The 22822-nt window shown below is 31.4% G+C and carries 18 protein-coding genes and 1 pseudogene; 3 read left to right on the top strand and 16 right to left on the bottom strand.

Features of this window, described 5'->3' with window-relative positions; genetic code table 11:
* Positions 1 to 20: 20 nt before the first annotated feature.
* From COC46_RS06290 to azlC, 10 genes are all read right to left on the bottom strand, one after another.
* A complete protein-coding gene (locus tag COC46_RS06290; RefSeq protein WP_098808894.1) occupies positions 21 to 1043 on the bottom strand; it encodes an NADH:flavin oxidoreductase/NADH oxidase in 1023 nt (340 codons plus the stop codon).
* Between the two features lie 222 nt (positions 1044 to 1265).
* The gene (locus tag COC46_RS06285) at positions 1266 to 2900 is read right to left on the bottom strand and encodes a hypothetical protein (RefSeq protein WP_098808893.1); all 1635 of its coding nucleotides are present in this window, start codon (positions 2898 to 2900) and stop codon (positions 1266 to 1268) included.
* Between the two features lie 2 nt (positions 2901 to 2902).
* Entirely contained in the window at positions 2903 to 3670 is a 768-nt protein-coding gene (locus tag COC46_RS06280) for an ABC transporter ATP-binding protein (RefSeq protein ID WP_255294831.1), read from the bottom strand.
* A gap of 309 nt (positions 3671 to 3979) precedes the next feature.
* Positions 3980 to 6094 (bottom strand): HelD family protein, encoded by a 2115-nt coding sequence (locus COC46_RS06275; protein WP_098808891.1) that lies wholly within the window; start codon positions 6092 to 6094, stop codon positions 3980 to 3982.
* Between the two features lie 290 nt (positions 6095 to 6384).
* Entirely contained in the window at positions 6385 to 7503 is a 1119-nt protein-coding gene (locus COC46_RS06270) for a Ger(x)C family spore germination protein (RefSeq protein ID WP_098808890.1), read from the bottom strand.
* A complete protein-coding gene (locus tag COC46_RS06265) occupies positions 7500 to 8597 on the bottom strand; it encodes a GerAB/ArcD/ProY family transporter (protein WP_098808889.1) in 1098 nt (365 codons plus the stop codon). The genes COC46_RS06270 and COC46_RS06265 overlap by 4 nt, the downstream gene beginning before the upstream one ends.
* A 24-nt stretch (positions 8598 to 8621) precedes the next feature.
* Positions 8622 to 10079 carry a spore germination protein gene (locus COC46_RS06260; RefSeq protein WP_098808888.1) on the bottom strand — a complete coding sequence of 486 codons (1458 nt, stop codon included), beginning with the start codon at positions 10077 to 10079 and terminating at the stop codon, positions 8622 to 8624.
* 328 nt (positions 10080 to 10407) lie between these two features.
* A complete protein-coding gene (locus COC46_RS06255; RefSeq protein ID WP_098808887.1) occupies positions 10408 to 12165 on the bottom strand; it encodes an adenine deaminase C-terminal domain-containing protein in 1758 nt (585 codons plus the stop codon).
* 18 nt (positions 12166 to 12183) lie between these two features.
* Positions 12184 to 12516: a branched-chain amino acid transporter permease gene (locus COC46_RS06250; protein ID WP_098808886.1), complete on the bottom strand. Its 333-nt coding sequence runs from the start codon at positions 12514 to 12516 to the stop codon at positions 12184 to 12186.
* Positions 12513 to 13268 (bottom strand): azaleucine resistance protein AzlC, encoded by a 756-nt coding sequence (gene azlC / locus COC46_RS06245; RefSeq protein WP_255294830.1) that lies wholly within the window; start codon positions 13266 to 13268, stop codon positions 12513 to 12515. Before azlC ends, COC46_RS06250 begins: the two co-directional genes overlap by 4 nt.
* 176 nt (positions 13269 to 13444) lie before the next feature.
* On the opposite strand from azlC, the gene COC46_RS06240 reads away from it, so the two are divergent.
* Positions 13445 to 14845, top strand: a complete 1401-nt coding sequence (locus COC46_RS06240; RefSeq protein ID WP_098808884.1) for an aminotransferase-like domain-containing protein — start codon at positions 13445 to 13447, stop codon at positions 14843 to 14845.
* A 523-nt stretch (positions 14846 to 15368) separates the two neighbouring features.
* On the opposite strand, the gene COC46_RS06235 is transcribed toward COC46_RS06240, so the two are convergent.
* The 6 genes and pseudogenes from COC46_RS06235 to COC46_RS22630 all read right to left on the bottom strand — a co-directional run bounded on the left by COC46_RS06235 (position 15369) and on the right by COC46_RS22630 (position 20832).
* Positions 15369 to 16121, bottom strand: a complete 753-nt coding sequence (locus tag COC46_RS06235; protein WP_369700021.1) for a sensor histidine kinase — start codon at positions 16119 to 16121, stop codon at positions 15369 to 15371.
* Between the two features lie 162 nt (positions 16122 to 16283).
* Positions 16284 to 17030: an ABC transporter permease gene (locus COC46_RS06230; RefSeq protein ID WP_098808883.1), complete on the bottom strand. Its 747-nt coding sequence runs from the start codon at positions 17028 to 17030 to the stop codon at positions 16284 to 16286.
* Complete coding sequence (locus COC46_RS06225) at positions 17023 to 17946, bottom strand: ATP-binding cassette domain-containing protein (RefSeq protein ID WP_098808882.1); 924 nt, start codon at positions 17944 to 17946, stop codon at positions 17023 to 17025. Before COC46_RS06225 ends, COC46_RS06230 begins: the two co-directional genes overlap by 8 nt.
* A 145-nt stretch (positions 17947 to 18091) precedes the next feature.
* Positions 18092 to 18784 (bottom strand): response regulator transcription factor, encoded by a 693-nt coding sequence (locus COC46_RS06220; RefSeq protein ID WP_098808881.1) that lies wholly within the window; start codon positions 18782 to 18784, stop codon positions 18092 to 18094.
* 379 nt (positions 18785 to 19163) lie between these two features.
* Positions 19164 to 20384, bottom strand: coding sequence for a sugar efflux transporter (locus COC46_RS06215; RefSeq protein WP_098808880.1), 1221 nt, complete (start codon positions 20382 to 20384; stop codon positions 19164 to 19166).
* A 142-nt stretch (positions 20385 to 20526) separates the two neighbouring features.
* Positions 20527 to 20832: pseudogene (locus tag COC46_RS22630) on the bottom strand (HAD hydrolase family protein).
* 668 nt (positions 20833 to 21500) lie between these two features.
* Between COC46_RS22630 and COC46_RS06200 the strand changes: the two are divergent.
* On the top strand, positions 21501 to 22397 hold the full coding sequence (locus COC46_RS06200; RefSeq protein ID WP_098808877.1) for an AraC family transcriptional regulator: 897 nt from the start codon (positions 21501 to 21503) through the stop codon (positions 22395 to 22397).
* Between the two features lie 81 nt (positions 22398 to 22478).
* A complete protein-coding gene (locus COC46_RS06195) occupies positions 22479 to 22709 on the top strand; it encodes a hypothetical protein (protein WP_098808876.1) in 231 nt (76 codons plus the stop codon).
* Positions 22710 to 22822: the final 113 nt, after the last annotated feature.

Genomic DNA, 22822 nt, shown 5'->3' with positions numbered 1-22822 from the left:
GTACTTTTTCTATCTTACTTTTAATATGCTCTTTCATATGGTTTTGGCGTCAAAGGTTTTCCTTCAAGAAGTATTGAAGCCTCATTTGCCCAATATGGATTACTTAACATACCACGACCAACAGCGATTAAATCAGCTTCTTGATTGCCAAGTACAGCTTCTGCTAAGTTAGCATCATCTAATTTTCCTACAGCAATTACAGGAACTTCTACCTCTTGTTTTATTTGTTCAGCCAATTTAACTTGGTATCCAGGATGTGATCCAGGTCTTCCTCCTGAACCAATTGGCCCTTCACCGCCAGAAGAAATATGGAATAGATCGACTCCTGCATCTCGGAATGCTTTAGCCATTTCTACAGAATAATCTAGACCATAGCCTCCATCCACATATTCTAATGCAGAGATTCGCATAATTAGTGGCATATCTGCAGGCATTACGCTTTTTGCAGCTTTAATGACTTCTTTTCCGAATAAAAATTTATCTTGACCATATTCATCTGTTCTATGATTTGTATAAGCCGATGCAAATTGGTGAATTAGATATCCATGTGCTCCATGAAGTTCAACTGTATCTACACCAGCAAGAACCGCGCGTTCTACACCTTTTTTGAACTTTTCAACCATTTCTTTAACTTCTAAAGTAGTTAATTCATGTGGGGTTTTTGATTTTTCATTAAAAGCGATTGGTGAAGAAGATACTGGTTTTGGAGCACCTTCAGCTTTACGCCCTGCGTGAGCAATCTGAATCGCAACTTTTGCACCATATTTATGACATTCATCAATAATACGTTTAAATGCTGGTATATGGTCATCACTCCAAATTCCTAAGCAAAAATCCGATATACGTCCACGATCTTCAACATTTGTCATCTCGATAATAATTAAACCAGTTCCCCCGATTGCACGGCTAGTGTAATGAATGAAATGCCAATCAGTAGGAATTCCATCTTTTAGATGAACTGAATATTGACACATAGGTGGCATAACTACACGATTTTTTAATTCTAATCCTTTACATTTAAATGGTTGGAATAAATTTGACATGGTCAACGTCCTTTCACAACTTTTTATTTAATCTAAGTTACTCTCCCATATTATCCCAATTAATTAAAAAGTACTATTAAATTGCTTAGTCATTATTTACCCAAGAAACTAGTGGCAAATCGTATGCAATACTTAAAGAACTTTTAAGGACCATTTTAACTTAAATTAAAAAGTAGAAAGAATAGTGCTTTCTACTTTATTAATAAACTAATATACTTGGTTTTAAAAATCCCAAATAGTCTTATAGGCATGTTTCCATGAAAAGAATGTCGTAAAAATTAACAATATAAAATAGATCGGTACGCCAAATGGTATAAAAGTTACCCCCCAGTGAATTAAAGCTAAAATTCCACCAAATAATAAGGCAACTATTATTTTAATCCCAGCACTTTGTTGGGCATCTTCAAATGACTCCGAAAATGGCAAAGTTCCTTTAAGATAATTCGAGCAAATAACCGTATATAAAATAGAACTTACGAAAGTAACTAAAATATCTGGAATAATTTTAATGCCAAAAATGCCAATAAAAATTAAACTTAATACAAAATAGACAGGAAAATATAGGTTTGTAATAAATACTTTTAACGTTGCACTATATAATGGAGCAAGATTGGATACAGGTGCTGTTTTGTATATCCAAGCACCCTTATATTTCCCGGAATATTTTAGCATTGCAATTGCATTAGGGATTATAAGACATGAGGTATAGATTGTTAAAAAACTTTTACTTGTAACTAATTGATGATAGGAATAGATTTGTAGTTGATTAAATAGAAATACAAATGGAAGTACGATCGAGAGTCCTAATGATGGATAAACCTTAAGACGAAATTCTCTCTCGTTACGCATCATATTATCTGCAAATCTATAAAATACCCTTTCCTCTTTACTACTACAAATTACATTGGTCACCCATTTTTTTAACTTATTATCCTTTTGTCTGTTTTTGCCACTATTATTTGTTAATTTTTGAAGATTTTTCTCAAAGGACGGCATCATCAGATTATATACCCAGATTGCAATAATAGGGATGATGATCGCTAAAATTGAAAATGCGATAAAATATGGGTTAGTGTCATGATTTAAAATCATCTCAAACGGAGCTCCAAACCAAATAGGTGGTATTAGAAATTGCCACCAACTTGGCGAGAAAGAGAAATCCATATTAACAAAGCTAAATGCTCTTCCTACAAGCTGGTACCCTACTGCGATTGAAATAGATAATGCTATTTGAACATAATTAATAATATCCTTTAACTTTTCACCATCAAAAAATCGTAATATGAAATAATAAATCATCGAGGTTAATACAACTATAAATAAGTTCACAAGAAGTAGCTCTAATATGGATAATAGGAAGAATAATACCCCGTGCCTAAATGTGCCAACTATTATAGGTAATGCTGTTAAAGCCGTAGTTATTAATAAAAGATAGATTGAAATATGTATCGCTTTTGCTGCGGTAATAGTCTTTTTTCTAATCGGTTTCGTATGAAGAATGCCTTTGTCTTTAATATCAAGTAAAACATTGGAAAAATCCGAAATCATTGATGTCATTACGAGGAACATGACTATTCCAAAAAAAGCACTCATTTGGTATATATAACCTTTTCCCATAATGACCACCGGAATAAAGAAGATGCTAAGTAATGCATACATTCCTAAAGATTTTAGAATGCCATTGTCTTCGTCATTGTGCTTTTTCTTTTTGTTTTGATTAAAAATTGTCGGAGTCCTTCGACTATCCATTGTCAATTTCACTGCTACTATTTTCCGCATGATTGGATACTCAACACCAAATAGTTCAAATAGTGGTCGAAATAAGTCTAAGATTTTTAACATAGGGAAATCTTTCACAATTATCCCCCTTTTACAATGGATACGAATTCCTCAGCTAAAGCTTGATGTTCATTAAACCCTGTAAGCTGATTGAAGATCTGTTCCAATGTACCTTCTTCATTTTGCTCTTTTAATTCTTTAAAACTACCATCGGCAACGATCTTACCATCATTAATCAGAATAATACGATTACTTATTTTCTCAACTACATCCATAATATGGGATGAGTAGAAGATCGTTTTACCGTTAGTTGCGAGTATGGCTAATATTTCTTTAAATACCATTACACTGTTTGCATCGAGCCCACTAAGTGGCTCATCCAAAAATAGAAGGTCGGGGTTATGTATTAAACTTGAAATGATTAGGACTTTTTGCCTCATCCCTTTTGAAAAAGATGCAATTCTGGATAAATAAACTTCCTCCATCCCAAAGACCTTCATTAACTTCATTGCTTTCTCATCAGCTTCATCAAAATCCAGCCCATATAGCTCACCCACGAAGGTTAAGTACTCTCTTGCTGTAAGATTATCGTAAAGTTCAGCTATTTCAGGTACATAGCCTATTTTTTTCTTGAATTCAATATTTTGATCACTGATTTCCTCTCCAAAAACCTCGACCTTACCGGTGTATTCTCCTTCTAGACCTAACAATATTTTAATAGTTGTGCTTTTACCTGCTCCGTTTGGACCAATATAGCCGATAATTTGCCCACGATTAACAGTTAAATCAATCCCTTTTAAAACTGATTTTGCGCCATAGTCTTTTTTTAGATCTTTTAAGCACAATATGACATCTTGTTTTGATTCGATGATGGTCACCTACTTTTATAATATTACTTCAATATTAATAGACTAGTAATGAAGTTGAAAAGAGTAACATTTACCATATTTTAGGAGTTTTACTGACAATAATAGAAGAATAATATGTCACTGCCACTGCCATGCAAGTATTCAATAAAAAAATATGTCTAATTTCTTCAAACTGTCAAAAAGCTTGTTATTCGAATTAAAAAAGCATCGATAACTAACATCGATGCTTTTTTAAAGAAGTATATCTTTCTAGGCCGGTTGAATGGATTAAATTAATAATAGATTTCATCATTCTGTAGTGTCGATATGATCGATAAGCGGAGACTTGATTCCAGAATATAGTACCAATAGATTATGAAGGGCACGGGTACATCCAACATATAATAACTTTGCGTCTTGGTTCGTTTCTTCATAATGCTGATCATCTACATCTACGAGAAGTACAGCATCAAACTCAAGTCCTTTAGATAGATAAATTGGTACTACGGAAATACCACCTTCGTATTTTCTCTGTTTTGAATGAATAAAGGTTACATCTTGTCCAGCTGTTGATAAAGCATTATATAAAATTTCACATTCGTCTTCAGTACGACCAATAATGGCGATTGTATCCATTTTATCTATCTTTAATTGCTGGATTGCATTAATAATGACTTGAATCCGATTTGTATCATTTACTTCTATTATTTTAACTTTTTCACCACTTCGGAAAACAGGGTTTGCTAGGCTAACTGGTATATTTGCATTTTTAATAATTTCATTTGCAAAATGGATTATTTCCATCGTTGAACGATAGCTCCTATTTAACTCGTAATATGTTACCTCTTTTTCATTGAATACGTCTATAAACTCACTCCAATTATTTATGCCTTGATACTCGTGAATAGCTTGGGATAAATCTCCGAGAATGGTAAACGAATTTCCAATCGTCATCTGCTTTAATAATGCAATTTGAATAGGGGAAAAATCCTGCGCTTCGTCAACAATTACATGATGGAACTTTTGCTTTGACTCAATTCCAAAAAGACGATTATGTATATAAACAAGTGGAGCTAAATCTTCTTGATCCATTTCTTTCTTTTTACAACTTAAAGAAGTCGTTTTAATGATATCCACGGGTATGTCATCTACATTTGATGAACTCTTAATTGTCGTGAATAGCGTTTTATAGAAAGATAGTGCGGTATGCTTTGGCCATTGTTTCATATAAGAATTTAAATATTGTGTTGCTTTTTTCTTTTTCTCTTTTTTTATGTTCGTTTCTTCAATATATTTTAATTCATTATCTATCCATTGCTTAATTCTTGCTATAATGCGTTCTCTTCGTTTAGCAAGTGGATAATGCTTGTATTCAATACTAAACCAATGTTTTAGTGTTTCTTTATCAATCATTTTATTTTTCCATGGTATAAAATCACTTTCAGGAACAGCTGATGTTTCGTAAATATCCATGCACCGATCAATAATATTCATAAAATGGGTTGAGCCTTTCCATTTCCCTGGAGTATTTTGATTGATTTCGAGGCGATCAGCACCAATTGCGAACCATTTTTTTTGATTTTCAGATGAATCCTTAAGTTTTACTTCATAATCGAGAATAGTTAAAGCCCAATCTGAAAACGTTGTTTGTTGGATACCTCCTACACCTAACTCTGGTAGAACATTTGAAATATAATCAAGAAACATATTATTAGGTGCAAAAATAATCATTTTATCAGCCTTTAATGTTTCACGGTATTGGTAAATCAGAAATGCAAGTCGATGAAGAGCAACAGTAGTTTTTCCACTTCCTGCAACTCCTTGTATGACTAAAGGTGTATTTTTGGAAGAACGAATAATATCATTTTGTTCAGATTGAATAGTAGAAACAATATCCTTTAAGCGATTATCTTTGTTTTCGCTTAAACGATAAAGTAGAAAATCATCAGTAACAGATAAATCTTGATTTCCCTTAACATAGGTATCTACAACACGTTGGAGATTTTTTTTGCGGATTACAATGTTTCGTTTTAAATAGATTATGCCTTCGATAATACCTTCTGGAGATTCATAATAAGCCGGATCATCTCCTCCAGTAAACGAATAAAACATACTTGCAATAGGAGCACGCCAATCGATCACCACTGGATTTTCTGTCGCTTGGTCTGATACTCCTACTTTTCCAATATAAATAGGTACCGAATCCTTATGTTCTTCCTCAAAATCCATTCGGCCAAAATATGGTTCATTTTTAGCTAAACGAAGATTTCTTCGATTATTTTCACGAATTCCTTCAAGCACTTGCTCGGTTACATCACTACCTTTATAAACCGGAATCCCTTCAAGTTTTATTAGCTGGCGCTCCATCTCATCTAAAATTGTGTTTAGATATTGAAGTTCCTCTTCGAATTGTTGTGTAGACATTATTCAAACCTCCTTTTATGTAACTAAATAGCCGAATTTTCAGACGGAAAAACATTGTATCAAGAATTCCATTGAAAAGTAAAGAGTTTTTTGAAAATAATCTATTAAATATTTACTATAGAAACTAAGTATCTAACTTTAGTAAACAATGAAAGAAATGATATGAGATCAGTGTAATATAAAAAAGATGAAACCTGTTCACAATACAGAAATCATCTTCTTTTTGAAAATTAACGTTTTCTTCATCGCTTTTCCAAAAGGCACATTTTGAAAATAGCAAATCTTATTAGTTACATCGATAACCCTTTATCAACCAAAATAATTTTAACCTTAACCTTAATTTTTGATTGTTGAAATGCACTGACCCAATTATCCTCTACTTTTTTCCATTCTGCGTATTTAAATGATCTCGCAAAAAGTCCGAGACCAATTGGATCCACCTTATCATTTTGAAGAGATTTAACTAATTGATTTAGTTCCATTTGTAAATCATTTTCTATTTCCTTTTTTAACTTTGCTTCCGATTTATTATTTAATTTTATTGGAGATTCTGTTATAGCTACTGGTAATTTTAAATTTATATTAAATTGATATTTACCATTATGATATTTTTTTATTACATTCCTTTTTATATCATTAATATAAAAACTGATATTGTTATTCGATATAGTATTTTTGATTTTTTTATGTTGTTTCGGCTGTAACCACATAGAAAATTGTCCTTCATTTTTATCTTGTAAAATGATTAATAGCATTGTTTCCTTTAATGATAGAGTCCTTTGATATTCATTTTGATTGTTTAGTAATGTAGTTCCACTGATTTCCAAAATATTGTCTTTTAATGTTAATTCAGGTGCAAAGGTAGTAACACCTTTTTCAGCAGTCAATTTGTAAAAAAATCGTAATGAAGTTCGCACTGAGACGTTTCTAAAATTTGCTGTTTTGATTAATTGTGGAATAAATATTGATAAACTTGGTTTATTTTTCGGACTAAATTCAAAAATATCTGAAACGGAACCGTTAACTACTACTAGATCAGCATTAAGACGCATCTTTGGATCTCGGTAAAATAAATCTAGTAACGAATCCCAGTTTTTTTGTTCAATTACTTTTCTACCAATTAATAAAGTTTGTACCTTTCCACCAGCCGTTATGCCTGTTGATCTTGAATCTATAATATCTCTAGCTTCTCTCAATGATAAACTTTTAACTTTAAACTGTTCATTTTTTTCTTTAACATCTTTACTAAAAACAGGACTTGCCATATAAATAATTACATCACCTTGCTGATCTATATCAACTCCCCATAAGAGTGCTATTGTAATATCTTCAATATTAATTTTATCTTTACATCCTGTTAATCCAATTAATAACAAAACACTTAGCAAGCAATTGGCAAACTTTTTCACTTTGTTGTCACCCTAAACTTATCTTTATTTACTATTCCACCTATCCATAAAATTAATGGTAATCCTAATATAACGATAAGTCCTAAGTAAGAAAGAATTTTTAATTGAAGATGAATTACTTTAAAAGTTGGAATGAATTGATACGTAAAAATAATGATGATGCTAAAAATAATTAAAACAAAAAGTGGAAATTTTTTAATTTTAAATATCTCATTAAATCCGTTCAATCCGGCCCAAAAATAAGTAACCCATGTTTTTGAAATAACCATTAATAATAATGATAAAAGGATTACATCCATACGCTCTAAAAATTGAAATTCTATCGTACTTAACATAGCAATAACTGGTGTAAAAATATTTTTCATTTCATATGGGCTAGCATTCACAAAACTAATGAGTACTACAAATAGATATGTAAACGTACTCATCGCATTAGCGATCACTACGCCATTCATTGCTTTCTCCTTTTTATCTAAATATGGATAGATTAAGAATATTATTTCCATTCCTAAAAATGACATTGTCGTTGTAGGTACAGCTTTCATAATAGGAAGCCAACCTTCTTTTATGATAGGCGATAGATTTTTAAAGTTTGGCTCTTTTAATGTTAAAAAAAGCATAAGTAAGAAAAAAATCATCAGAGGAAAGATCGTTTCAATATATTTCGCAATTAAAGGAATACCGCCTGTTATTAATTGATAAGTCGGGATCAGAAATAAAAATAATATTACATAAGCACCAGTATGTTGAAGTAAATATGATTGAGCAAATAATACAGATAACATTAAAACTAAATAACCAGCATATATGAAAAAGATTAATAGTAAAAATAAAAATAGTTTACCAAGTAATTTTCCTAAATAAATAGTCATTAAAGCCGAAAAGTTTTCGTGTGGAACTTTTTGGCTTAATTTTATGTATAACATACTAAGTAATGTAGCGATTAAACCTCCAAATAGGATTGAAATCCAACCACTAGTTCCGGATTTTTCAGCTAAAACACGTGGTAGGGATAACATTCCAATGCCTATTTGTACTCCAAATATAATCGTAACAAATTGATAGTATGTAATATTTAATTTAGTTTCATTCATTTACTAATCACATCCAATATTCACTTAACCCTTTTTAATGTTTTTATTTTGATTTTTCCAAAGATAGTTTAATGGCATTCGTATAAATGTATCCTTTAATTGAGTAAAAATAATCGGTGATAATGGTGAAGTATACGAAGTATTAAAACTCTTTAATGATAATCCGTGCACGATTAAAATCATCGTACTTATTACAAGTCCAAAAATGCCAAATAAAGATGCCATTATCATAATTGGAAATCTTAATATACGTAAACTTGATGCCATTTCGTATTTAGGAATGATAAAGGAAGAAATAGCTGTCAATGCTACTACGATAACCATAATATTACTTACAATACCTGCTTGAACGGCAGCTTGGCCAATTACAATTCCTCCCACCACTCCTACTGTGGTACTAATCGGTGCAGGTAATCTGATCCCTGCTTCTCTAACCAATTCTAATGTAATTTCCATAATAATTGCTTCAAATAGAGGGTCAAAAGGGACTTGTGCACGTGATTCACCAATCGAAATAAGTAATTTTAATGGAATTACTTCATAGTTGAACGAAACCATCGCAATATAAACTCCAGGTAAATAGAGTGTTATAAATAATGCCACAATTCTAAGTAGACGATTAAAGGAAGCTACTATAGTTCTAGATGAATAATCATCAATACTTGTAAAAAAAGTTATGAACTCCGAAGGTAAAATAATTACTTCAGATGAACGATCTAAAATTAGGACGACTTTTCCTTTTAATATAGCTGAAGCCGCTTCATCTGGTCTTTCAGTCGTTAATATTTGTGGGAATGGCGAGAATTGATTTCTCTCCATTAATTGAGCCAATTGATTTGCATTGAGAACTGAATCTATTTTTATTTCTGAAATTCTATTTTCTACAGATAACAGGAGCTTTTCATCAACTACACGATCTAAATATGCAATCGACACGATGCTTCTATTCTCAGTTCCAATTTCAGTTTGTTTTGTTCGAAAATCTTTAATTTGAATAAACCTACGGAGCAAGGCAATGTTAGCTTGATATGTTTCAACAAAAGAAATTCTTGATCCTTTCAACGAATTGTCGATATTTGGTGGCATGAATGTTCTATGAGGAGGATTCTCTGTAGAATAAATAAAAGCGGATGAGACCCCGTCTAGAAATAAAACACTCTTACCTTCTAATACAGATTTTTCGATTTTAGCGATACGAATAGTACTTTCCGTATTATTATTAACAAATAACTCGAAATCTTTTTTATGCGAATTAATATTATTAATAAATGAATCAATTTTTTGCTCATTTACTAGACCAGATAAATAAATTAACAGGGCAGGCTTTTCATCAATCATTAGTATTTTTTTTACAAGGTCAGAAGTAGGAAAGATTGATTCAATGATTTCTAAGTTTTCATTAATATTTCCTTCAGAATTTATTGCGAAAGTATGGACATTATTTTTCTTATTTCTTTCATTTCTTCCATTTGAATTAACCACTTAACATTTCATCCCTTCGCTAAAAACTTAGAACTATATAAGAAACATCACCCTATCATTTTCTAATCAATAAATTATCTCGTTTAGTATGCTCTTCTTTTTTATTTTTCATAATGATGAGTTTAAATAAATAATAAATGTTAAAGTCTGAACTAATTTAACTAGAAAGTTCGCTCGTCTGGCATATGTTAATCAAACACAAATATAAAAAGCATGAATCAGATATTTTCAGATTCATGCCTTCGATTCAGCGTTATATTTATGTTTTATTTAGTAAGCATTAACAATTAGTTTTCCAATCTTTATTTTCTTTTATAGAATAATTGACTTAAATTATTTTCTCTGGCGTTTCCCTTTTTACTGGAGAAACTAAAACCTTTTTGTTTTTCACATCATATAAACCGCTAGGAGTCAACCTAATAAATGGTAAATGAGTTGCAGAAAAAAATAATAATGTGAAAGCAGGATCGTCGTATTTATATCCTCTTTCTTTTAGTAATTGAATCATTTTTTTCTCAACTTTAATTAAATTTTCCATTTCTAATTCAGACATACTTCCTCTTAACGGTAGAGATACTTCGTGAAGGACTTCATTGTCTTCTACTAGTACCAAACCACCCCCTATTTCTTTCATTCGTTCAAAAGCTTTCAACATATCTGATTTTCGTTTACCTAAAATTAAAATATCACCAGTACCAGAATAAGAACTTGCAAAACCTCTAATATGCCCGGCAAATCCTTTCACTAACGTATTTAATCTCCAAGTTCCGTCTCTTCCAACAATTAATAGAAAGCATTCATCATGTTCATAAGATAATTCATCACAATCTTTATCAACTACGCTTTCATATGGTTTTGTAATGACATTATTGATCAGGTTTATACCATATGTGTTTGAAAGACTTAGGTCTTCTTTTTGTAATGACCACTTTAATTCTAATTTAGTAAATTGATATTTTCCCCAATCGATAGATAAATAATGATCGATCTGTTTCCCCTCTTTCTTTATCCATTTCCCTTTGGCTAATACACTTGTAGGAGTTGGGTTTTCTATATTTTCTAGTAAATTAATATTTGCAATTCTCCCTGTTGCAATTGAACCATGTAAATGTTCCATATTGTAATACTGTGCAACATTATAACTAGCCATTTTATATGCATCAATCAAAGGAACTTCATGCCGAATCGCTATTTTTATTAGTTCATCAGTCATTCCTTGCTCATAAAAATAAGGGTGTGATCCATCTGTTGTAAAGAAAAATCTCTCATAATTTTGAATACCTAATTCTTTTATTTCTTTTAAAAGCACTTCTAAATCAGGTCTGATCGATGAATATCTCAATGACACCGTATACCCCTGCATTAGACGCATAAGTACTTCTTTACCAGTCATTGCTTCATGATCACAATCTGCACCTAATAAACTTAATTTAGCTAATGTACGTTCTGAGGCACCTGGAAAATGCCCCTCCACTTTTTTATTTAGCTTCTTAGTTTCCTGTATCCAAGTAAGCATTTGATTATCACCATTTAGTAACTTCGGCCATGCGGTTAGTTCTCCACCTTGTAAAACTAATTCATTTTCGAGCCAAGAAATAACATCTTTCGAATTAAAAATCTCATCATTATTCGGAAATTCGGTTTGTCCGTCAAAACGACACCACCAATACATGCTTGATGGTATGTTTGTAAAATCGTTTAATAGTTCAAAAGCAGTATTAGTAGACATTTCTAAGAAAAATTTTAGATTATCATTTATTAATGTTGTTGTACCAAATTGACCTGCATATTTGGCTAATGTTAGTGGATTATATAGCTGATATGGATGTGAATGCGGTTCTATATAACCCGGAACTAAAAATTGACCTTCACAATTTACTACTTCAATACCTTCTAAGTTCTCCGGGAGATTTTCTCCAACGTATATAATCCGATCTTGATAAATCCAAATATTTGCATATAACCATTGATTCAAGTATTTATTTAAGTAGGTTGCATTTTTTAAAATGATATGAGGATTTATTACTTCATCAAGAACATTTACTTGGTTTCTTATTTGTTCATTACTCCATCTATAATTTTTCACTTTTTCACCCCTAAATTATTAAAATACAAATTGCACTAAAATCATGTAAATAATCGTACCTCCAGCTATAGAAAGTAGCATCATTTTCTTCCAAATATGGAGCAAGGCAACAACTAATACAGCAATAAACTCAGGAATACCACGAGTACCTGAAAATACTTTTACATCTTTAAAACAATATACGACTAAAAGTCCAATTACAGCAGGTGGAAGGGCCTTACCTAAATACTGAATATACTTCGGTGTAGGCTTACCTGCTGGAAAAATGATAAACGGAAGATATCTTGTAAGCATTGTACCTAAAACAACCATTGAAATGGTAATAATTTGCTGTGTTACATTCATCGTCATACTGAAACCTCCTCAACTTTTTCAGGTGGTTTTCTAAGTACAGTAAGTGTCACAAGAATTGTAATCATCGAAGGAATAATAAAATTGTTTCCTCCAAAAATTATTAGACAAAGAGTTGAAAGTCCAACTCCAACTATAGCACTAATATGTTTAGTTTCCTTCTTCCACTGCTCAATGAAAATGACAACAAAAAGTGCAGTCATTACGAATTCGAGTCCTTTCGTATTGAATTTTACAAGTGAACCAAAAATTCCTCCAATTGATGCCCCGACCACCCAATAAACATGATTAAGAAATGTAACGAAAAACATAAACCAGCTTTTATCTACATTATTTGGTATATCAGTAGTATAGTTGATCGAAAAAGACTCATCGCATAGGCCGAAAATTAAATAAAGCTTTTTCTTTCCACCATCTTTATATTTATCTAGCATTGAAATACCATAAAACAAATGTCGTGCATTCACCATTAAAGTTAGAAACAGAGCGTTAATCGGATTAAAATTCATGAGTAATAGGTTTGCTGCGAGAAACTCCATAGATCCAGCAAAGATGGTTAAACTCATCAAAATCGGGTAAATTGCACTAAATCCTAATGAGTTCATGAAGATGCCATAGGCAATACCTAAAAATAAAAAACCTGCTAATATGGGTACTGTGTGTGGAAAAGCTGTACGAAATTCCATCCATATTTTGTTTCCTTTTTTCATAGACTCACTTCCTGTATCGTTAAATTTATTATAATTTAACATACAAAATCCATACAAAAAATGAATTAATTGTATGGATTACAATTTTCTAAAAATTAAATTAAGTAGCGTGTATAGTTTATTTACTAAGTTCCTTACCCAATTATGTAGATTATCCTATTTTTAGAATTCCATACAAAATGTTATAATTGTATGGAATAAATCTTTTGAGGTGAAATATGCCAGTAAATTCATTTGAAAATTATCCAATGTCATGGAAACCCGATAAACAGTCATTAAAACGCCCTTACTATCAATTTATTGCACTACAACTTGAACATGATATTATGAATGGCTTTTTGGCACCTAGTACAAAGCTACCACCGCAACGAGAATTGGCAGATTATCTTGACCTAAATTTTACGACGATTACTCGAGCCTATAAAATATGTGAGGTAAAGGGTTTAATTTATGCTATTACGGGAAGCGGTACATTTGTGGCTCCAAATGCAGCTCATTCAATCACGATTTCAACAGATAAAACAGCAAACTATATTGACCTTGGATTTGTAGCATCTTTTGAACAAACTAATACTATTGTGACAGAAGCAATCCAAAAAGTAGTGAATAAAAACTATTTAGATCAATTATTAAATTACAATGATCCAACCGGTATCCCACATCAGAAGGCAGCGGCACTTAACTGGATGGAAGCCTTCGGTATAAAAGCTACTCAAGATAATGTAGCAATTGTATCCGGTACTCAAAATGCATTGACTCTTGCTTTGGCTAGTTTATTTGAACCAGGCAATCGAATTGCAACTGATTTTTATACTTTTTCAAATTTTATCGAATTGGCAAAAATGCTTCACATTCAATTAATCCCAATTCCTGGAGATCAGTTTGGCATGATGCCAGATGAACTAGAAAAGCAATGTAGCCAGTTAAATATACATGGGATATTCCTAATGCCTTCATGTTCTAACCCAACCACGGTAATGATTTCTGACTTACGAAAACATGAATTAGCTTCGATCATTCGAAAGTATCGTTTAATTTTAATAGAAGATGATATTCATGCATTTTTAACTGCGGGAATACTATTTGATTATCAACAACCTATGTATAACCTAGTTCCAGAACAAAGCGTATATTTATGTGGTACATCAAAGTCTATATGTTCTGGGTTAAGGGTTGCTTATATGGTTTTTGGAGATGCACTACGCAAAAAAATTTCGCATGGTATTTTTAATATTAATGTTAAGACATCTTCACTTGATGTTGAAGTGATTACTGAATTGATCTTATCAGGAAAAGCACATGAAATTGTTCAACAAAAGAAACAGCTCGCTGAAACTGTAAACGATCTTTATTCATCCTATTTCCCTTTGAATACAAGTGGCCATCCACTTTGTTTCTATCGTTGGCTTCCAATTCATGGACATAGTAATGGGGTAAATTTAGAAGCAGATTTGAAAAAGTTAGGTATTCGTGTCTTTCATTCTGATCGTTTTCTAAGTGGACACGCTTCTTCTGAAAAGTATTTACGTATAGCACTTTCTTCTACTTATTCCATAGATGAGTTAAATACAGGATTAAAAGTATTATCTCAATACCTCGATAATCAGAAGAAATGTTGAACATTCTTATATTGCATTGCATGAAGAAAGTAGCTATATGACTACCAACTCTTTTTTTATTAATTGATGAGATTAAAAATCAGCCCCATTTATCAAAGAAAACTCTTACAATATTTAACGTATTTTTTTAAAAACGTGCTGAATTAACCTTTAAGTTATAGTCGGTAATCTCAAACCCAAGTTGTTGATAAATCTAGAAATCTTTTAAAATCTTGTTCATTCGTTTGTATTAGACTAAGAGTCAATTAAAATCATCCTTTACAAATAAATTGTTTTTTTTTCATAACCTGAAAGACCCATTTAAAGTATGCAATTGTTAACTAAAGATACCTTTTTGATTTTATTACGATGAAAAAATGCTACTTCACTAACGGTCTTTAAAAATCTTAACTATTGTAAAAATAAAAACTTCTCATCTAGGCAGGATAAGTTCACTATCTAATGATAAAAAAAGGTTAAGTCCCAGTCACGAAGGAACTTAACCTATAATCTTATTTTTGAAACTTACTTCTTACTACTTAATTTAATACCATTCACATTTCATAAATAATCTATTCTCTTTAAATTCAGCACGGATATTACCATTCATTTTATTCATTAAACTTTTAGCAATTGGTAAACCAAGACCCGTACCTTTTCCAGTCCTAGTTTGATCTGCTTTATAAAAACGATCAAACATTCGTTGTAAATCTGATTCACCTAACTCGTTAACCGAATTACTAATCGTCAATTGAGTTGATGCTTTTGTCTTTTCAAGAAAGATATTTATATTTCCACATGAATGTTTAATCGCATTTATGATTAAATTTTCAATCACCCGTTTTACAGCAGATGAATCAGCCATAATTATGATTTCTGTATTAGGAATCTCAATCGTTGGTTCTAAATTCTGTTTATTGAATTCCTCATAAAATCCTAAAAGAACTTCTAGTATCAATTGATTCAATTTTATTTTTTCAAGCTTCATTGGATAATCAATTTGATCTATAATTGAGAGTTCAAAAAAGTCTTCGAGCAGTACCTTTAATCTTTGGGCACTATTTTTTATGATATTCGTATATTCTTTTCTCATTTCTATCGTTATTTCATCCGACTCTAAAAATTGAATATATCCTAAAATTGATGTCATTGGTGTTCGGATATCATGTGAAATATAAGAAATCGCTTGTTTTAATTCATTTTCACTTAAGCGTTTTTCTGCTTTTGACTTCCTTGTTAATTCAATTTGTTTATTTATTTCCACGGCAAGATTTTCAAGATCTTTATCAAAATACATCAGATCTATTTTCTTTTCCAGTGCATTTTTGTTTAGTTCATGAAGCTGTCGTTGGGCTCTTTTTATTTCTTTTTTTAATAGATAATATCGGGTGAGAAAGTACAATAAAAGTATACTAACGATTATCGTTAAATAGATTATAAAACTCACCCGCCTTCTATCTTACTTAATTTCTTTTTTCCTAAAGATTAAACTTCCTAATATACCTAGTACGATAAATGTCAAAATTGGAACAATAATAAATGTAAACAATTCACTTTGATCGAGTTGTTTGAATTTATATATGCCTGGATATAGCATAAATACTGAATTTTTAATGATTATTTTAAGAAACGTTAATTTTGAAGCTATAAAATCTAAAAGGGAATTAATTAAAGCAAAAAACATTAGTAGAAATCCTATTGTTTTTCCATTGTCAGTAAAAACAGTGGCAACAATCGTCATAACTGAAGCAAATGCAGCTCCATAGATTGTTATTAGACCATATGTCTTAAAGATAAACGCCCAATCAGTTGTACCATTAAAATCGAAATAAATTCCTGCTGTTGTCGTCATAAAGACAGGAAGAATTAATAAGATGATGATTGAACCAATTGAAAACATCGTTAACTTTGAAAAGTAAATTCGTAATCTACTATTTCCTGAAGAAGCAATACTTTTCATCGTTCCATTCGAATATTCGCTTGTTATAAAGAAGCCTGCAAAGATACATGGAAAAAGCTTTATAATATCATTGTTAATGCTTAAAATATTATATATATAATATTCATCTAAAGAAAGTTTAGCTGCTGAACTCTCGTTAGTCGTAAAAGGATATAAAATAGAGAAAAGAATTAATATTAAAACTAATGTTCGAAATGAACGATCGTTTTTTAATTTATATAGTTCTGTTTTCAATAGATTACCCACGATTTACACCTCCGATGCGAGTTGTAAAATAAGCTTCTAAATCTTCACCCATAGGCATAAATTCTTCGATAATTAAGCCTTCGCTTGTGAGAGCTTTCGATACTACTCTTGCTCGATCAACATATTCAAATAACTTAATCGAACCGTCAGGCAATACTTCAAAATTTTGAGTACTTAAGGATCTTTCAATAACAGTGACAGCCTTGTTTGGATTATCAACTTTAATATGCAAAAAGTGTTTACATTTTTCATCTAGCTCTTTAAGCGATAATTCTTCTAGTAACACTCCTTCATGAATGATTCCATAATGCGTTGCTAATAAATGAAGTTCACTTAAAATATGACTCGATATTAAAATCGTTATCCCGTATTCTCTATTAAGTTTCTTTAGTAATTCTCGTATTTCTACAACACCCATAGGATCAAGTCCATTAATTGGTTCATCTAATATTAAAAATTCTGGATCTCCCAATAATGCGATAGCAAGACCAAGGCGCTGTTTCATCCCTAAAGAGAAATTTTTTGCCTTCTTTTTACCAGTATCCTCTAAACCAACTAGTTTAAGTGTTTTATTGATACATTCTTTCCCAGGAATTCCTTTTAAAAGCCTATGTGCTTCTAAATTCTCCGCAGCCGTTAAATGTGGATATAATGCTGGACCTTCAATGATCGTCCCAACTCTTTTTCTTGCTTCAATCAATCCTCGTTCACTGTTTTCTCCAAACAATTCAAAAGATCCAGTTGTCGGATAGCCTAAACCTGTAATTAATCGTATTAATGTTGATTTCCCAGCACCATTCTGCCCAATAAAACCGTAAATCGAGCCTTTTTTAATCGATAAATTAACTTTATTTAGAGCCATTTTATTTTGATATTTCTTAGATAATTGATTCGTTTTAAGTATATATTCATTCATAAGTTTTCCTCCAAACATATAATTTTATCGCTCGTCCAAATGGTATATTGATTAAATGACCATTTGGAACCAAGTTTAATTGTGAACACTTTTAACTATAAGAAGGAAAACATAAGAAAATCTTAAGTCAATTCTTAAGAAAACCTTAAGTTTTTAGTCGGTAACCCATTCCCCAAATTGTTTCAATATACTCTTCATTAGGATTTGCTTTCGATAGCTTACTCCTAATATTACTCATATGAACATTTATTGTATTATCATCTCCATAGAATTCCTCATTCCAAACACTCTCGAATACATTTGCTTTCGTGAAAACCTTCGTAGGTGAAGAAACTAAGAGGCATAATATCTCGTATTCAATTGCTGTTAATTTTAACAATTTTCCATTAACCGTCACTTCTTTTGAATCAGTGTCAATAACAAGATCTTTATGCACAATTTGATTGATTCTTGGCTCATTCGTCATTCGTCGGGTTCTTCTTAAGCAGGAGTCGATTCGAGCGGAAACCTCCTCTATATCAAATGGTTTCGTAATATAGTCATCCGCACCGCTTCTTAAAATATCTATTTTTGTTTTCATTTCAAGCTTTGCTGAAATGATTATGACGGGGATAGTACTTTCTCCTGTTATTTTTTTTAGTAATTCTTCTCCAGACAAGCCTGGAAGCATCAAATCTAGTAAAACCATATCCCACTTTTGACTTTCTAGATAAATAAGTGCTTCTGTCCCAGAATATGCAGCCTTTGGATTATATTCATTTTTATGGATAATATCACAAAGCAATCGATTAATATCTTCATCATCTTCAACTATTAAAATATTCACATTATCATTCATTTTTTTATCCCCACATGTGTAATCATTTTTCAACTAAAAAAATTGGTTATATAGGTAATATAGCATCTTCAAACTTTTTACCAAAATAAAAAACGAGCCTTTAAAAGTAGCTCGCTTCATCTGGTGACTAATTCTAGTCAATTTTTATTCTCAAACAGTTGCTAAATGACATGACAAGAATAAAAAAGATTGATTATTAGTCATTTTTATTCCTAGCTCTAGTAGTAATTGTTGTTTTGATTTAGTTTCGTCTGGATTCGGTATCTTATTTACACTTAACACGAGCAGTTTTGCTTATTTAAATTGCAGTGCTGACAAATATTTTTACAGTTTTAGTATTTTTGTTTACACTTCCCTGACTATATTAGCAAATTTGACTTTACCCTGACTGACTGTGATTTGTCGATATTTCCAGTTCCACATTTTTTTTTGATCTCCATAAAATAAAGAGTGAGCAAATTACAAAAAACAGACAAAGGAAATAAACGTTTCGAAAACCTGCAAGTTGAGCAAACATACCTCCACCTAAATTACCAACTAAGCTTCCGATTGTGGAGCAATTTGCATAAATTGACGCAGAAAAGCCTGGTGAATTAGGTAGTAGGTCGTTAAAGTAGCTGATCCCATTCCCCATCACAATTGCGATATATGTTGCCTGCAATAGCTGAGCGATAATTAATTCCCATGTGTGTGTTGATACACTTAAGATTAAATAATAGGCTAAACCGATAAAGCAGCCGTAGATGATCAACATATGATTTGAGATTTTTTTAGAAAGTACCCCTAATATAAGCATGATAGGAATTTCCAAGCCTGCACATAAACTTACGACAAATCCGACATCCGTATTCGTACCATGTAGTTCATTTACAATATAAAGTGGTGTGTTAATCCAATTAATAGAACTTACTGCAAATAGTAAGATAAAAGCAATAAATGGTAACCTTAACTGTTTTCGCTTTGCCAATGAGACGGCTGTCTTATTTTTCTTCTTCAAATTATTTTGGGCTGGTTTTCTTTTTTCTAAAAAGAAGAATACTAGAAAAGCAATCATTACATAAATACTAGATGTTCCCAAAAATAGTCCGTCATACCCTTTAGCTCTTAAAATTAAAGTACCAATTAAAGGTCCAATTAAAAAGCCTAAAGACACTAGTGATCGTAAAGTTGATAGAGCTAAAGTCTTATCTTTTGATAAGCTTGCATTAGCGGATTCCTGTGCAGATGCAAAAATTTGAGGCATGGCCGCTGCACCTAAGCCATTAAACAAACCTACAAAAACCAATAAAATAAAATAGTTATGAAATATTAAATAGGAAGCATACCCAATTGCGGATGAAATCATCGCAAATAAAATGATCCATTTTCTATCTAATCCTCGATCAGAACGTTCAGCAATAATTGAATTAACTAAGACCCCACTTAATGAAATCACTGCCATGAAGATTCCAAAAGCTCCTGTACTCATGCCTAGATATTTTGTACAATATAGCGATAAATAAGGAGTTGTAATTGAAAGTCCGATCCCTACAAACAACAAACAGATGACAAATAAACTATACCCCTTAATTGCAAAAAGATCTTTTATCCGTCTAACCAATATTAAGCCCCCTAACCTTTCAATATTTTAATCTACTGATTAAAATAGCTAAACAAAAACATCCCTGGAAAAATTAATTTACGACACCAATTTAACCAAGGAAAATATGAATGTATTATGTTCTATTTAGATTCCTTTACTATTATAGTACATTAGACTCTTTAAAAATATATTTTTCAAATGCATAAGCAACTCCATTTTCATCATTGCTTAATGTAACAAGATCACTTGAGAGCTTAATTTCTTCTTCTGCGTTCCCCATAGCTATTGATTAACCAGCTATATTAAACATCGAAATATCATTTTTTTCATCACCAATTGCAATTATATTTTCTAAAGGAATATTAAAATATGTAGCCATAGCTTTTAATCCATACCCTTTATTTCCATCTAGATGTGTGACTTCTAAATTAAATGGGAATGAGCTAGTTACAAAAGTCCCCTCTATAAATCTTATTCTTTTGCAGTCTCTCTTTGCTGTGGATCTAGCGCTTAAATAAGAAACTTTTGAATTGTAAAATCCTCATTATTTATAATCTCTTGAACATCGTTAAAATACGAATGTCCATATACATTTGGTGGTGTAGTAAACATGTTGTAGTGTTTATTATTGAAGTATTCTTCTGGAACTTTCCCCGATGTAACAGCTTGATTAAATCGATCAATCCAATTCCGAGGTGCAAAAACACCCTTATTTGTAGAAATATTGTAAGGTAAGGCTTCTTATTCAACTTCTAAGGCAAACGTTTGTGTTTGAGTTCTTCCTAATGAATTTAGTTCAATTAATTTTCCATTCACATATAATGCGGTTCCATTATGACCTCCAATTGGACAATTTAATTCGTATTTAGTGTAGTTCCGTCCAAGTCCAAAGCAATAAGTTTCATCAGAATCTCTCCCTAAATTTGTTTTTAATTTAGATTGCAAGAGGTAAGGATTTTGTCAAATGATAATATGATAGTTTTGAAGATATATTTGTTATACTTAATTATGCATTAAAATAACAAATGAACGCTAACTTATTCCTCTCAAAAGATTGCCTAATCCTCTCACTTTTACTTATCCTTTAAAAATTTTTCATATGTCATTTTAATTTAAAGAAACAAGGAGGACTTTATGTCTGAATTAAAATTTTCTAAACAAATTGAATTATCCGAACTAATCGACCACTATACTAATCATGAAGGTGTTAACGAGACAGCGATTAACTCATTATTTTTCATTCGTGAGTCTAACATTACTGAACCAAAATACAGAGTATATAAACCTTCACTTTGTATTGTAGTTTCTGGTGTAAAAGAATTATTACTAGCAAATGAAAGTTTTAAGTATGGCCCTGGAAATTATTTAGTCACTTCTGTCGATTTACCTGTAACAGGACAAGTTATCGAATCTACACCAAACTCTCCTTATCTGGCTTTTAAACTGGAATTTAGTCCAAATCAGATTGCAGAAATTTTAACTGAAACTAAAATTTCTATTAATTCAAAAGAAAATTCGAAAAGGGCGATCTTTGTTAGTCAGTTAGAGGAATCGATTTTAGATGCGGTGATTAGGCTAGTCCATTTATTAGATTCACCTGAAGATATACCAATTCTTGCTCCTATTTTCAAAAAAGAAATTCTATACAAAGTTTTAAGAGGACAGCATGGGGGAATATTGCAACAAATTGCAATCGAAGGTAGCACGACAAATCGAATAAGTGAAGTTATTGAACAAATAAAAATGAATTTTTACAAGTCTTTACGAATTGAAGAGCTTGCTGAAATTGCAAATATGAGTGTCTCTTCTCTTCATAGGCACTTTAAAGAGGTGACTGGGATGAGTCCTCTGCAATTTCAAAAGCATTTAAGATTGCAGGAAGCACGACTATTATTAATCTCTGAATCTTCTGATGCAGCAGAAATAGCATTCCGAGTTGGGTATGAAAGTCCATCCCAGTTTAGTAGAGAATACTCCCGTTTATTTGGCTTTCCACCGAAAGAAGATATGAAACGACTGAAAGCGTATTAACATAGTTTCTTGCCCATTCAATAATCCTAAATTTGTATATATTAGTTATACATACGAAAATTTGAATTTAGGAGTGTTAATATGGCTTCAAATAGAAATTTTGATGATTTTTTATTTGGTCGAAAAAATGAGAGTAACATTCATAAAAATGAATCCACAATTGAACACGTTAAAGTTAGTGTTAAAGGTTCTCGTCAAAAAAATCGGAAAGGTGTTATTTCCAATCTTCCTCCAGTTCCAGTTGTATTGAATCCAATTCCATATCAAATTACGCCAATTGGAACAAAACCAATTTATTTTAATAAGTGTTAAAATTCCAAATTTCATGTAACTCTTTTATACTTTCGCTCATTTAAACTGTAAATCTAAAAAATGTAAAAGCCTGCGTTTTATTAACGTAGGCTTTTTATCTCATTCTATAAATT

This window comes from Bacillus sp. AFS041924 (genome assembly GCF_002577195.1).
Taxonomy (GTDB): domain Bacteria; phylum Bacillota; class Bacilli; order Bacillales; family Bacillaceae_G; genus Gottfriedia.
The sequence above is the reverse complement of the archived record's forward strand: the minus strand, read 5'-3'. Positions and strand labels throughout refer to the sequence as shown.

Excerpts from the sequence above, each read along its gene's own strand:
- COC46_RS06290 (WP_098808894.1), bottom strand. The coding sequence starts at position 1,043 with ATGTCAAATTTATTCCAACCATTTAAATGTAAAGGATTAGAATTAAAA.
- COC46_RS06275 (WP_098808891.1), bottom strand. The coding sequence starts at position 6,094 with ATGTCTACACAACAATTCGAAGAGGAACTTCAATATCTAAACACAATT.
- COC46_RS06265 (WP_098808889.1), bottom strand. The coding sequence starts at position 8,597 with ATGAATGAAACTAAATTAAATATTACATACTATCAATTTGTTACGATT.
- COC46_RS06250 (WP_098808886.1), bottom strand. The coding sequence starts at position 12,516 with ATGACGATGAATGTAACACAGCAAATTATTACCATTTCAATGGTTGTT.
- azlC (WP_255294830.1), bottom strand. The coding sequence starts at position 13,268 with ATGTTAAATTATAATAAATTTAACGATACAGGAAGTGAGTCTATGAAA.
- COC46_RS06240 (WP_098808884.1), top strand. The coding sequence starts at position 13,445 with ATGCCAGTAAATTCATTTGAAAATTATCCAATGTCATGGAAACCCGAT.
- COC46_RS06235 (WP_369700021.1), bottom strand. The coding sequence starts at position 16,121 with ATGTATTTTGATAAAGATCTTGAAAATCTTGCCGTGGAAATAAATAAA.
- COC46_RS06225 (WP_098808882.1), bottom strand. The coding sequence starts at position 17,946 with ATGAATGAATATATACTTAAAACGAATCAATTATCTAAGAAATATCAA.
- COC46_RS06220 (WP_098808881.1), bottom strand. The coding sequence starts at position 18,784 with ATGAATGATAATGTGAATATTTTAATAGTTGAAGATGATGAAGATATT.
- COC46_RS06200 (WP_098808877.1), top strand. The coding sequence starts at position 21,501 with ATGTCTGAATTAAAATTTTCTAAACAAATTGAATTATCCGAACTAATC.
- COC46_RS06195 (WP_098808876.1), top strand. The coding sequence starts at position 22,479 with ATGGCTTCAAATAGAAATTTTGATGATTTTTTATTTGGTCGAAAAAAT.